Origin of the sequence: Methylobacterium sp. B1 (assembly GCF_000333255.1) — a bacterium.
GTDB lineage: Bacteria > Pseudomonadota > Alphaproteobacteria > Rhizobiales > Beijerinckiaceae > Methylobacterium > Methylobacterium fujisawaense.
Window position 1 is genome coordinate 1 of the sequence record NZ_BACT01000473.1, and the last position, 12,244, is coordinate 12,244.

Sequence of the window (12,244 nt, forward strand, 5' to 3'; positions counted from 1 at the left end):
TGACGCCGGTCAGTTCGGGCATCTGCGCCAGGAAGATCAGGATCGCCAGGGCGTTGACGAAGCCGGTCATCACCGACTGCGAGACGAACCGCATCAGCCGGCCCAACCGGAGGAGGCCGGCCAGGATCTGGATCACGCCCATCAGGATGGTGGCGGCGAAGAGGTACTGCACCCCGTGGTCGCGCACGAGCTCGACCATCACGACGGCGGTGGCGGCGGTGGCGGCCGAGATCATGGCGGGGCGGCCGCCTGCGAAGGCGATGGTGCAGGCGATGACCACGGAGGCGTAGAGACCGACCTTCGGGTCGACGCCGGCGATGACCGAAAAGCCGATGGCCTCGGGGATCAGCGCGAGGGCGACGACGATCCCCGAGAGGGTGTCGCCGCGGATGTTGGATGTCCACGATCGGAGAAACCCAGTCTGTCCGGGTGAGCTGAGTGACATGCTTGATTCCGCACGAGCGGCGTGCCCGCGTCGCTGGCGGGTCATGGCGCGTCTCGAATGCGTGGTCCGGCGGATCGGCGGCCGGAAGAGCCACCCGGGCTTTCACCGGGTCCTTGCGAATGCGCGGACCCTAGGGGCCTGCGCGCTGCAATGCAACATCCGCGCGCGGCGGCGGGACCGTCAGGCCGCCCGGACCTGCGCCACGAAGCCCGCCACCTCGCTCCCCAGCCCGTTGGAGCGGCGGGCGATGTCGGCGGCGGCCGCCAGCACCTCCGCGGCGCTCGCGCCGGTCTCGCGGGCCGCACCCAGGACCAGCGCCATGGTCTCGGTGACGGAGCGAGTGCCGCTCGCGGCCTCCGAGACGCTGCGGGCGATTTCCTGCGTGGCCAATTGCTGCTCCTCGACAGCCGCGGCCACACCGAGGGCGATGCCGTGGACCTGCTCGATCGTGCCGCCGATCTCCTCGATCGCGGCGACGGCCTCGTGCGTCGCCGCCCGCATGGCGGCGATCTGCCCGGCGATCTCTTCGGTGGCCTTGGCGGTCTGGGTGGCGAGATCCTTGACCTCGGTGGCGACGACCGCGAAGCCGCGTCCGGCCTCGCCGGCGCGGGCGGCCTCGATCGTCGCGTTGAGCGCCAGCAGGTTGGTCTGTCCGGCAATCGTGGAGATGAGGGAGACGACCTGCCCGATGCCCTCGGCGCTGCGGGCGAGGGCCTGGACGCTCGTCCGGGTCCGCCGCGTCGCTTCGACGGCCCCCTCGGCCGCGGTGGAGGTCTGCGTGACCTGAACGCCGATCTCGCTCGCCGTCGCGGCGAGTTCCTCGGTGGCGGCGGCGACGGCCTCGACGTTGTAGGCGGTGGTCTCGGCGGCGCGGGTCACGGCCTGGGACTGCGTGCCGGCGTGATCGGCGTTGCCCGCCATGGTGGCGGCGGCGCGCTCCAAGCCGGCTGCCGCTCCGGCCAGGTGATCGACCAGCCCGCCGAGGTTGCTTTGGAACTGATCGGCGAGCCCGGCCATCTCGGAACGCTTGCGCGCCGCCGTATCGACCCGCATCCGCTCGTGCTCGTGCCGCAGGGTCTCGGCCTCGCGCATCGTGTCGCTGAAGACCTGCATGCTGGTCCAGATCGCCCCGATCTCGTCGCGCCCCGGCTTGATCGCGGGCAGGGTCAGGTCGCCGCGCGAGAGGCGCTGGATCGCCTCCGAGACCGCCCGCAGCGGCCGGGCGATCTGCCGCTGCCCGATGAGCAGGCCCAGGGCGCAGCAGATCGCGGTTCCGGCCAGCGCGAGGCCGAGGAGGAGCAGAGTCCGCGCCTGGAACAGCGCCTGGGTGTCCGACTTGATCGCCGCCATCTCGGTCCGGCCCTGCTTCACCAGGGCATCGATGCTCGCCTGGAAGACCTTGCGGTTGGCGCGATTGGCGTCGTTGAATCCGAGTTCGGCGGCCGCCTTGGGGCCGGTCGTGTCGCCAGCCTCCGCGAGGGCGCTGCGCAGGGTCCGGAACGCCTCGGCATTGCGCACCATGGCGTCGAAGAGCGGGCGCTCGGCCTCGGTCACCCGCGGCGCCCAGTCCGCCCGGAGCGCGTCCATCTCGGCCAGACCCTTGCGGATGCCGGCGGTGTACTTGGCCGCCTCCGTTCGGTCGGCGGAGGCGTAGACGCCCCGCGAATCCATGGTCACTTCGGCGGCGAGGCGGTTGAAGTTGGCGGCGTCGAGCGCCCGGATCGAGGCGTTCTCGACGCTCGTGAGGGAGTGCTCGAAGCTTCTCAGCGTCGCGACGCTGACCCCGGCCACGATCAGCGTCGTCAGGCTGCACGCGCCGACGAAGCCCAGAAGTTTTCCGCCGATTTTCATTGAGATCCAACCGCAGAGGCTCGATTGGCGCTAAAATGCCGGTTATTCGTCAAAGCCGCGTAAACTAATCGCCGTCGGCATTATTTGTTTTGACGAACGGGCCTCCGTCGCCGGAAGCCCGCTGCGCGGCACCGCTCACGCCGCGCGGACGCTCACGAGGAACCGGTCGACCTCGGCGGTCAGCTTCTCCGATTGCCGCGAAAGCTCGGACGCCGCGTCGAGCACCTGGCCGGCCGCCATGCCGGTCTCCTCGGCGGCGCCCGCGACACCCGAGATGTTGCTCGTCACCTCGCCGGCGCCGACCGCCGCCTGCGCGACATTCCGGACGATCTCCTGCGTGGCCGCGCCCTGTTGCTCGACTGCGGCGGCGATCGAGGTGGCGACGCCACTGATCTCCCGGATCCGCTCGGTGATGCCGCCGATCGACGTCACGGCCTGACCGGTCACCGCCTGGATCTGCGCGATCTGGCCGGAAATCTCGTGGGTCGCCTTCGCGGTCTGCTCGGCCAGCGCCTTCACCTCGGCGGCGACGACGGCGAAGCCCTTGCCGGCGGCACCGGCGCGGGCGGCCTCGATGGTGGCGTTCAGCGCAAGCAGGTTGGTCTGGCCGGCGATGTTCGAGATCAGACCGACCACGTCGCCGATCCGCGATACGGAATTGCTCAGCTCCTGGACCAGGGCGCCGGTCTGGTCGGCGTCCGAGACGGCGCGCTGCGCCAGATGGGCCGAACCGTCCACCTGCCGGCCGATTTCCTGGACCGAGGAGCCCAGCTGCTCGGCCGCCGCCGCCACCGTGTTCACGTTGGTGGCCGCCTCTTCGGCGGCTGCCGCCACCGTGGTCGACTGGCTCGACGTCTCGGAGGCGGTCGCCGACATGGTCCGCGCGGTCGCCTGCAGCTCCGTGGCCGAGGACGACACCATCCCGACGATGCCGCCCACGGCGCGATCGAAGCTGTCGGCCAGCTCGATCATGGTCCGGCGCCGCTCGGCCGCCGCCGCCGTGTCGGCGATCCGCTTGATCTCGGCATCCTCGGCCGCCTTCCTGGCGACCATGGTCTTGATTCCCTCCACGGCCCGCCCGACCGCGCCGATCTCGTCGCCGCGTCGGGCCTCTGCGATCTCGGCCTCGATCTCACCCCGGGCCATCCGCTGGAGCACCGCGACGAGCCGGCCGAGCGGGCGGGTCAGCATCGCGAAGACCAGGAACGCCAGGAGCACTGCGATGACGACGCTGGCCACGCTGCCGAGAAGACTGGCCAGATAGGCCGCGCTGAACGAGCGCCCCTGTTCGTCGCTGCGGGCTCCGAGGAGCTCCCGCTCGGCCTGGTCCGCATCGGCAATCTTCGCGCGAAGGGCATCCATGGACGCCTTCCCGGCCCCGCTCGCCTCGATCTGGCGCGCCGCGTCGAGCTGGCCCGCCTCGACGAGGGCGATCTCGTTCCGGGCGATGTCGTTCGACCAGGTCGCGGCCAAGCTGTTCACGGCCGCCAGGCGCGCTTGCTGCGCCGCGTTGTCCACCGTGAGCGTCTGCGCGGTCTCAAGCGCCGTCTTGTACGCCTTCTGACCGTTGCGGAACGGCTCTAGAAATTTCGGGTCGCCCGAGAGCAGGTAGCCGCGGAGCCCCGTTTCCTGGTTCAGCATCGACTGCGTCACGCCGTCGAGCGCAGAGATGACCTGGTAGGAATGTTCCGTAAGATGATTGACACGCTCGATCGACGTGAGATGACTGTATCCGATCGCGCTGATCCCGATCGTTACCGCCGCTAAGCTGCCGAAGGCGGCGGTCAGTTTCGTCACGATGCGGACGTCATTAATCGATCGCATAATTCAGCCCTCAGCGCGCATGTTGCGCGACGAATTTTGCTTATTATGGGCCGACTATGCATTTTATAGCGTAAAAATTCCCTTACCGATGCAGTCGTCATCGTAATTTTCGGCTGGAACGGCGCCGCGAAAGGGCGGCTGCGGCGCTCAAATTTCAGTGATGGATCCGAGGGCTATCGTACTCGATAGATGAGATGCATAAGATTTAACGGATTTGACCGTTTTGACATCACTCGGTTAATTGAACGAGGAATTGCCATTGCCGAATATCGGATTGTGAAGATTTCCCGTCGCCGGCTGAGGTCACTTCTCCTCCCCAAAGCACGCGAATACGACCCGCATCGCAAAGTCCGCTGCGTGCGCGATGAGGATGCGCCGCATAGCCCGTCTCGGCGGCTCATGAGCGCCCTGACGATCCGGATGCGGGCGGCCACGGTGCGAGAAGCGGCGTCGATCGTACGGTGTCGACGCCGGCTCAGGCCGCAGCCGCGGGAGGTCAGGCTTCGAGGGTCTCGATCACCAGATTGCCGTTCGTGTAGACGCAGATCTCCGCGGCGATCCCCATGGCGCGCCGGACGATCGCCTCTGCATCGAGGTCTCCGTCTTCCAGCGCGCGGGCGGCCGCCAGGGCGTAATTGCCGCCCGAGCCGATAGCCATGACGCCGCTTTCCGGTTCCAGAACGTCGCCCGAGCCCGACAGAAGCAGGCTGACATCGCGGTCGGCGACCAGCATCATCGCCTCGAGGCGGCGGAGGTAGCGATCCGTCCGCCAATCCTTGGTGAGTTCGACGCAGGCCCGCGTCAGCTGACCGGGATATTGCTCAAGCTTGGCTTCGAGGCGTTCGAACAGAGTGAAGGCGTCCGCCGTGGCGCCGGCGAAGCCGCCGATCACCGCGCCCTTGGCCAGGCGCCGGACCTTGCGGGCATTCCCCTTCACGATGGTCTGGCCCAGGCTGACCTGACCGTCGCCGCCGATGACGACACGGCCGCCCTTGCGCACCATCAGGATCGTGGTCGCGTGCATCTGGGGCACCGCGCCCCGGTCTTCATACCTGAATGCATCCTGGCTCAAGGTTCGGCTCCGCTCTCGATCGCGCCGAGATGGGGAGCTTCGCCGGCCGAGTCCAGCCGGAAGGGGCGGTGGGGCGCCCTCTATTCGGCCACAGGCTCGAAGCTCCGCACAGGACCCGCATCCTGCAGGATCGATTGCGCCGCGGCCTCGGCCAGGAGGGCGTAGCCGCGATCGGCCATGTGGAGCCCGTCGGCGGCGAAGAGCTGCTTGGTGGTCAGCTTACCCTCGCGCACCCAGCCGTGCATGAGATCGGCGCGGCGGATCACCGGAACGTCGAGGTCGTCGCCGATGCTGCGGACCGCGTCACGGAAGCGGGAGGCGCCCGGCGTGGCTTCCAGCTTCGGGCACCATTGCGGCTCCATCAGCACCACGTCGATCCCGGCCTCGCGGATCCGACGGATGGCCGACACGGTGGCCTCGCGGAAATGTTCGACCGAGACCCCGCGCAGCGGATCGTTGCTCCCCGTCTGCCAGATCACGAGCTGCGGTTCGGCCGCGATGACGTCCCGGTCGAGCCGCGCCAGCATGTCGTCGACGTGCTCGCCGCCGATCCCGCGATTGATGACCGCGACGTCGATTCCGTGCAGCTTCTTGCGGAGGTCGATCTGGAGGCGGGCCGGGTAGGCGTTGGCCGGGCTCGACGCGCCGATACCCTGCGTCGAGGACGAGCCGAAGGCCACGATCTTCAGCGGTGCGCCGATGGCGATCTGACGGGCGACGTGCGGCAGGTCTGGGCTCTCACGCAGGTCGAGACCCAGCATGTCGAGCGATTCGGGCAGGAGGTCCGCATAGGCCAGAACCGCCGTCGGCAGGACCAGCAAGGCGCTGAGCAAGCCCAGACGGCGCAGCAGTTTGCGGGCGGGGAAGGCAAAGTTCAGCGACTTGGACACGGGACCGACGGCTCCGGCTCACGTGAGCGTTAGATACAGTCTGACACACGGTGCTGAAAAGAGCGGTTCCGTGCCGAGCTTGAAAACACACTGAATTCGTAACGCAAAATTAGGCGGCTTTTGGGGCTGGCGACCGGCCGGCCCCCGAAACGGCGCCGACGCGACGTTTCGGCAGGATGCTGCCGCATCCGGCATGAACCATGCGACCGGTGCTGGGCGCATCTCCGTGAGGGCGGCGGAGCGCGTGGTCAGGGTTTCGGGCGCGATCCCCGACCGGCTTGAGGCCTCCATGAACCGTCCCCCGGTCGGCCGCTTGCGCATCGCGATCCTCACGCACTCGACCCATCCGCGCGGCGGCGTGGCCCACGCTCTGGCTCTCGGAGAGGCCCTGTGCCGGCTCGGCCACGAGGCGGTCGTCCACGCCCCCGATCCGACCGGACGCGGCTTCTTCCGCGCGGCGCGATGTCCGGCGATCTCGGTCGCGGCTAAGCCGGTGGGCGGATCGGCTGCCGCACTGGTCGGTGCCCGGATCGCCGACTACCTCGCCCATTTCTCCACCCCCGCCGCCTGCGACTTCGATGTGTTTCACGCCCAATGCTGCATCAGCGGCAACGCCCTCGCCACGTTGACCCGCCGCCGCCTCATCCCGGGCTTCGTGCGCACCGTCCACCACATCGACGCGTCTACGGATGCGCAGCTTGCGCAGTGGGAGGAGCGGGCGATCCTCGATGCCGGGCGCCTGCTCTGCCTCAGCCGGACCTGGGCGGCGACGCTGGCCGTGGAATACGGCGCCCGGGCCGAGGTGGTCGGCACCGGCGTGGATAGCGCGACCTACACGCCCGATCCCGGACCGGAGGACGAGGCTCTCCGTCGAAGCCTCGGTCTCGGCGGCGGCCCGGTCTTCCTCAGCGTCGGCGGGTTCGAGGCGCGCAAGAACACGTTGGCGGTGATCGAGGCCTTCGCGGCCCTGCGCCGCGCCCATCCCGGCGCGCAGCTCGTCGTGGCCGGGGGCGCCTCGCTGCTCGACCATGCGGGATACGAGGCCCGCTGCTGCGCCGCCCTCGAGCGCGAGGGGCTCGCGGTCGGCACCGGCCGTCCGGTGATCCGCACCGGCCCGGTGGACCAGGCAGACATGCCGAGCCTCTACCGGATCGCCGATACCCTGGTGTTTCCCTCGCTCATGGAAGGCTACGGCCTGTGCGTCCTGGAGGCCATGGCCTGCGGCACGCCGGTGATCGTCTCCGCCCGTCCGCCCTTCACCGAGTATCTCGCCCCCGGCGAGGCCCTGTCGGTCAACCCGGAAGACACGGGCGCCATCGCGGCGGCCATGGAGGCGAGTCTCGAACCGGGCCGGCGGGGGCGCCTGCGCAATGCCGGCCGGGAGGTCGCCCGGGCCCATGTCTGGGACGCCTGCGCCGCGCGCCACTTGCCGACCTACGCGGAACTGGCGCCCCGGGACGCACCGGTGCTGCCGGCCGCGACGGGGGCGGCGGCCTGGAACACCCTTCGGATCCCCCGCGATGCCTGAGATGCGTTTCCATATCCGCTGGCCGGACGGCACCCGCGAGGCCTGCTACGCGCCCTCGCTGGTGATCAAGGAGCACCTCGCGGTCGGGCAGGACTATCCCGTCGCGGAATTCGTCGCCCTGAGCCGCCTTGCCCTGGGCATCGCCAGCGCGCGCGTCCGCGCCCGCTACGGGTTTCCCTGCGGCCGCGCCGAGGCGCAGCTCGCCCGGATCGAGGAAACCGCGCGCCGGCAGGCGCCGGGAACCGTGCACGTCGAATCCTTCGAGGTCTGACGCCGGGCTTCGATCGGCCCGGCCGCGGGGCTTCGGATCACAGGGAGACGGGAGCGCCGTCCCCGACGAGCGGCCTTGCGGCGAGGCGACGCAGGACGGGTGAGCGTCCCCGGCGGGTTGTCCGCAGGATCGATGGGACGAGGACAGGCGTCGGCGATGATGACCCGGATTGTGGCGGCCCTGGTCCTGGCCGCGTCACCCGCCGCGGCGCAGACGCGGCCGTCCAGCACGGCCATGACCTGCCAGCAGACGATCCGCCTCGTTCAGGCCCGGGGCGCCCTGGTCCTGGGGACCGGCGGCATGACCTACGACCGGTTCGTCCGCGACCGGTCGTTCTGCGAGCCCACCGAGATCGCCAAGCGCGCCTTCCGTCCGACCCGCGACAACCCGAACTGCCTGATCGGCTACACCTGCTACGAGCCGGGGGCCGGCGACTGGTTCGGCGCTGATTATTAGTCCGCTTACTGGTCCGCGGCGTCGTTGGAGCGCCCCGGCGGCCGTCAGCCCGCGTCCGGTGCGGCGCGCGCGGGTTCGAGGGCCACGATCACCCGGCGATCCCCCGCCCGGCGGGTGAAGCCCGTCGCGTCGAGGTGCTCCAGCAGGGGGATCGAGAACTTGCGCGAGATTCCCAGCGTGGCGCCCGCTTCCCGGGCCAGGAAGCCCATGTCGGGCGTCCCGGCCTCGGGGAAGGCCTCCACGAGGCGGGTCTTGGCGGTGGCGACCGCCTCCCGGTGGAACAGGACGGCGCGGCGCTGGACCCGGTCGACAGCGCGGATCACCGTGCCGGCGCCCACGAGGTAGGTGAGCGCTTCGCGCCGCCGCACGTCGCGTCCGATGGCCTCCGCCTCGTCGGGCGGGCTGAGTCCCGCGCGGCGGAAGACCTGTTCCAGCCGGCGGGCGGCCTCGCTCTCGTTGCGGGCCGGGTCGAACTCGGCTCGCCGCCACAGGGCGCCCGCCTGGGCGACAGCGCCCGCGGCCGCGAGGTCGCGCAGCACCGCACCGGTCACCGTCTCGGGCAGCGCCAGGGCACGGGCGAGCCGCTCCAGGGCGATCCCGTGATCCATCGGGTTGTCGCGGTGATGGTGGGCGAGGGCCGCCAGCGTGCCGCTGCGCAGGGCCGCGAAGGCTGCGGCGCCGATGTAGCGGTCGCCGATCGCGCGGGCGCCCGCTTCGGAGAGAATCTGCCGGGCGCGCTCCGGCGCGATGCCGGCGATCCGGGCGAGTTCGATGAGGGGTGCCCCGGCCGCGCCCAGCTGACCGAGGCGGACCGTGATCGCCTCTCCGGCATGGCCTGCCGCGAGTGCGGCCAGGTCCGCCATGACCCGCGGGTCGTGGCGCCGACGGCGGCGGCTCGCCGGATCGAGGATCCGCCCGCCCGCCACTGTGACGGAGGGCGAGTCGAGCCGCAGCACGAAAGGCTCCCGTGCCGGCACGGCGACCGGTTCGCCGAGATGGAGTTGGGCCTGGGTGCTGGCGCCGGGCTCCAGGGCATCACGGTCGAGCAGGCGCAGCCGCGCCTCGACCTCGGTGGTCCCGAACAGAAGGCGACAGGCCGAGCCGCCCGCCAGGGCGTCCGCACCGGCCGCCGCGGTGATCGTCACGTCGAGCCACGCGCTCGGGGCGAGCAGGCCCGGCGGCGACAAAGCCTGCCCGCGGGCGACCTCGTCGAGGTCGATCCCGCGCAGGGCGACCGCGGTGCGGCGCCCTGGCTCGGCGCGCTCCACCGCACGTCCGTGAATCTGGAGGCCACGCACCACCGCCGTGCGGCCGCCGGGCGCGATCTCCACCGTGTCGCCGACGGCGAGCGGTCCGCGCCGCAGCGTCCCGGTGACGACGGTGCCGAATCCCGGCCGGGAGAAGACCCGGTCCACCGGAAGATACGGGAAGCCGTCGTCGCGGCCGGGCTCCGTCTCGTCCAGCAGCCCCGACAGGGCGGCCGACAGCTCCGGCAGGCCGGCGCCGGTGACGGTCGACGTCGCGATGACCGGACCGGCCGCGATCCCCGCGCGGGCGGCGGCGGCGGCGATCTCGGCCGCGCGGGCCGCCACGGTCTCGGGCGTCGCCAGGTCCGCCTTGGTCAGAGCCAGCACGCCGCGGCGCACGCCGATGAGGCGGGCGATCTCCAGATGCTCCACCGTCTGCGGCTTGATGCCCTCGTGCGCGTCCACCGCCAGCAGGACGGCCCGCATGCCGGTGGCGCCGGAAATCATGGCGCGGACGAACCGCTCGTGGCCCGGCAGATCCACGAGGTCGATCTCACCGCGATCGGACGCCAGCAACGCGAAGCCCGGCACGATGGATACGCCGCGGGCGCGCTCCTCCTTCAGCCGGTCGGTCTCGACGCCCGTGAGCGCCCGGACGAGGGCCGTCTTGCCGTGATCGACGTGCCCGATCACGCCGACGAGGAGTGTCTTCAATGCAGTCACCGACCGGACCATCTCCGCGGTGCCGCCGTCCACCCGGGGCGCACCGCTCGCGCGAAAGAAGAATCCGCCGCGCCGGCGCGTTGCGGCGCCGTTGGCCGCCGGACGGTCGGGGCGGGGGCGTGCGCGGCAGATGGATTGTGGACAATTTGTCTTGCCACGTCGTGCCGTTCCGGGAAAGCGCGTTTTTAACGCAGTGCAGCATGGGGCTTCCGTGCCGGAGTGCCGCGCTCTCTGCTTGACGCCGGGAGGCCTGCCGCCTTTGGTGGATCGGGTGCGTCGGACGGTCACGCCCCGATGCCGATGCCGCGCGGGCCGATGCAACCCAGGGGCATCTGTGCATCGTTAGGCGAGGCAGGTCATCAAGAGGAGCGTATGAGCGACACCGAGAGCCACGCCGCCGAGGAACCCCGCGAGGTCGAGTTGAAGCTCGACTGCGCCGGTCCGGACCTGACGGCGCTCGCGTCCCACCCCCGGCTGAAGCACGCGGCGACAGCCGAGCCCGAACGGTTGGTCACCACCTATTACGACACCCCCGACGGCGCGCTTCGCGAGGCCGGCTTGACCCTCCGGGTGCGCGCCAAGGGCGGCCGGCACGTCCAGACCGTGAAGGCCGGGAGCGGCGGCGTCGGCCTGTTCGACCGGGCCGAGTGGGAAACCGAGATCGCCGGTGAAGCGCCCGACCGGGCCGCCTGGGCCGACACGGCGGCGGAGCGGATCCTGCGCAAGGCCGACGCCCCGCTGGAGCGGGTCTTCTCCACCGTCGTGATGCGCCGGGAGATCCCGGTGGAGGAGGGCACGTCCCGGATTCTCGTCACCCTGGACGAGGGCCAGGTCGAGACTGCGCGGGGCCATGCACCGCTCTGCGAAGTCGAGCTGGAACTCCAGGACGGCGACCCGGCCGATCTGTTCGTCCTGGCCCAGTCCCTCGCCGAGACCGTGCCGCTGCGCCTCGGCGTGCGCGCGAAGAGCGCGGTCGGCTACGCCCTGCTCGACGGGCGCGGCCCGGCGGTGGTTAAGGCCGAGCCGGTGGACCTGCCGGAGGGAGCGAGTGCCGGGGACGTCTTCCGTCACGTGGCGCGCGCCTGCCTGCGCCACATGCGCCTCAACGAAACCGCTTTCCTGGAGGGGGGGCGCCCGCCCGAGGCCCTGCACCAGATCCGCGTCTCCCTGCGGCGCCTGCGCTCGGCGCTGTCGCTGTTCGGCCCGATGCTGCAGGCCGATCCCCGGGCCGCGGGCTTCAACGATTCGATCAAGCAGGTCACCGAGCCATTCGGTCACGCCCGCAACCTCGACGTGTTCCTCAGCGACACGCTTCCGGATCTCGCGAAGCAGCGGCCCGACGAGCCCGGCCTCGACGCGCTGCGCCAGCGGGCCGAAGCGGAGCGCGCCGTCGCCTACGAGGCCGTGATGGCGACCCTGGAAAGCCCGCGATGGCGCGCGCTCATCATCGACCTGGCCGGCTGGGTCGAGGCGGGGTCCTGGGCCGACGGGCCCGACGCCGCCGTCGACGGGCGGCACTTCGCGGCGCAGGTGCTCGACAAGGCGCGGTCGCGGCTGAAGAAGCGCGGGCGCGGTCTCCGACACCTCGACCCGCATACCCGCCATCGGGCCCGGATCGCCGCCAAGAAGCTGCGCTACGGCGCCGAGTTCTTCGCCGATCTCTACCGGAAGAAGAAAGCAGTCCGCCGGCAGGAGAAGTTCGGCGCCGCACTCTCGGACCTGCAGGACCATCTCGGCGCACTCAACGATCTGGAGACGGCCCGGTCGATGACCGAAAGCCTGTCCGGCCCGCCGATGCCGGGACCGGACGACCCCGGGGCTCAGAAGCTGCTCGACGCCGCCGCGGAGGCCCGGTCCGACCTCCTCGACGTCAAGCCGTTCTGGCGCTGACGCGATCCGGGCCGCACTGCGGGCCGGAGCCGGGTCTGCGCGGCGCC

The 12,244-nt window shown here is 70.9% G+C and carries 10 protein-coding genes and 1 other annotated feature; of the genes, 4 read left to right on the forward strand and 6 right to left on the reverse strand.

What is annotated here, in order from left to right; all coding sequences use genetic code 11:
• The 5 genes from I53_RS13935 to I53_RS13955 all read right to left on the reverse strand — a co-directional run.
• The coding region (locus tag I53_RS13935; protein ID WP_043351672.1) for a SulP family inorganic anion transporter at window positions 1–445 on the reverse strand (445 nt) is incomplete at its 3' end.
• Window positions 446–505: 60 nt separating this feature from the next.
• Window positions 506–561, reverse strand: a sequence feature (sul1 is cis-regulatory element that is thought to sense ions involved in sulfur or methionine metabolism; They are found in Alphaproteobacteria).
• 64 nt (window positions 562–625) lie between these two features.
• Window positions 626–2,296, reverse strand: coding sequence for a methyl-accepting chemotaxis protein (locus I53_RS13940; protein WP_043351674.1), 1,671 nt, complete (start codon window positions 2,294–2,296; stop codon window positions 626–628).
• A 135-nt stretch (window positions 2,297–2,431) separates the two neighbouring features.
• Window positions 2,432–4,120, reverse strand: a complete 1,689-nt coding sequence (locus I53_RS13945) for a CHASE3 domain-containing protein (RefSeq protein ID WP_043351676.1) — start codon at window positions 4,118–4,120, stop codon at window positions 2,432–2,434.
• A gap of 496 nt (window positions 4,121–4,616) precedes the next feature.
• Complete coding sequence (gene hslV, locus I53_RS13950) at window positions 4,617–5,144, reverse strand: ATP-dependent protease subunit HslV (RefSeq protein ID WP_043351688.1); 528 nt, start codon at window positions 5,142–5,144, stop codon at window positions 4,617–4,619.
• Window positions 5,145–5,272: 128 nt separating this feature from the next.
• Complete coding sequence (locus tag I53_RS13955) at window positions 5,273–6,082, reverse strand: GDSL-type esterase/lipase family protein (protein ID WP_043351678.1); 810 nt, start codon at window positions 6,080–6,082, stop codon at window positions 5,273–5,275.
• A 289-nt stretch (window positions 6,083–6,371) separates the two neighbouring features.
• Here I53_RS13955 and I53_RS13960 point away from each other — a divergent pair, with 289 nt between their 5' ends.
• From I53_RS13960 to I53_RS13970, 3 genes are all read left to right on the forward strand, one after another.
• Window positions 6,372–7,610 (forward strand): MSMEG_0565 family glycosyltransferase, encoded by a 1,239-nt coding sequence (locus tag I53_RS13960; protein ID WP_043351689.1) that lies wholly within the window; start codon window positions 6,372–6,374, stop codon window positions 7,608–7,610.
• Window positions 7,603–7,881 (forward strand): MSMEG_0570 family nitrogen starvation response protein, encoded by a 279-nt coding sequence (locus I53_RS13965; protein WP_043351680.1) that lies wholly within the window; start codon window positions 7,603–7,605, stop codon window positions 7,879–7,881. Before I53_RS13960 ends, I53_RS13965 begins: the two co-directional genes overlap by 8 nt.
• Before the next feature lie 156 nt (window positions 7,882–8,037).
• The gene (locus tag I53_RS13970; protein ID WP_043351682.1) at window positions 8,038–8,337 is read left to right on the forward strand and encodes a hypothetical protein; all 300 of its coding nucleotides are present in this window, start codon (window positions 8,038–8,040) and stop codon (window positions 8,335–8,337) included.
• Window positions 8,338–8,381: 44 nt separating this feature from the next.
• On the opposite strand, the gene selB is transcribed toward I53_RS13970, so the two are convergent.
• Entirely contained in the window at window positions 8,382–10,319 is a 1,938-nt protein-coding gene (selB, locus tag I53_RS13975) for a selenocysteine-specific translation elongation factor (RefSeq protein WP_051044814.1), read from the reverse strand.
• A gap of 360 nt (window positions 10,320–10,679) precedes the next feature.
• Between selB and I53_RS13980 the strand changes: the two genes are divergently transcribed.
• Window positions 10,680–12,197 (forward strand): CYTH and CHAD domain-containing protein, encoded by a 1,518-nt coding sequence (locus tag I53_RS13980; protein ID WP_043351686.1) that lies wholly within the window; start codon window positions 10,680–10,682, stop codon window positions 12,195–12,197.
• Window positions 12,198–12,244: the final 47 nt, after the last annotated feature.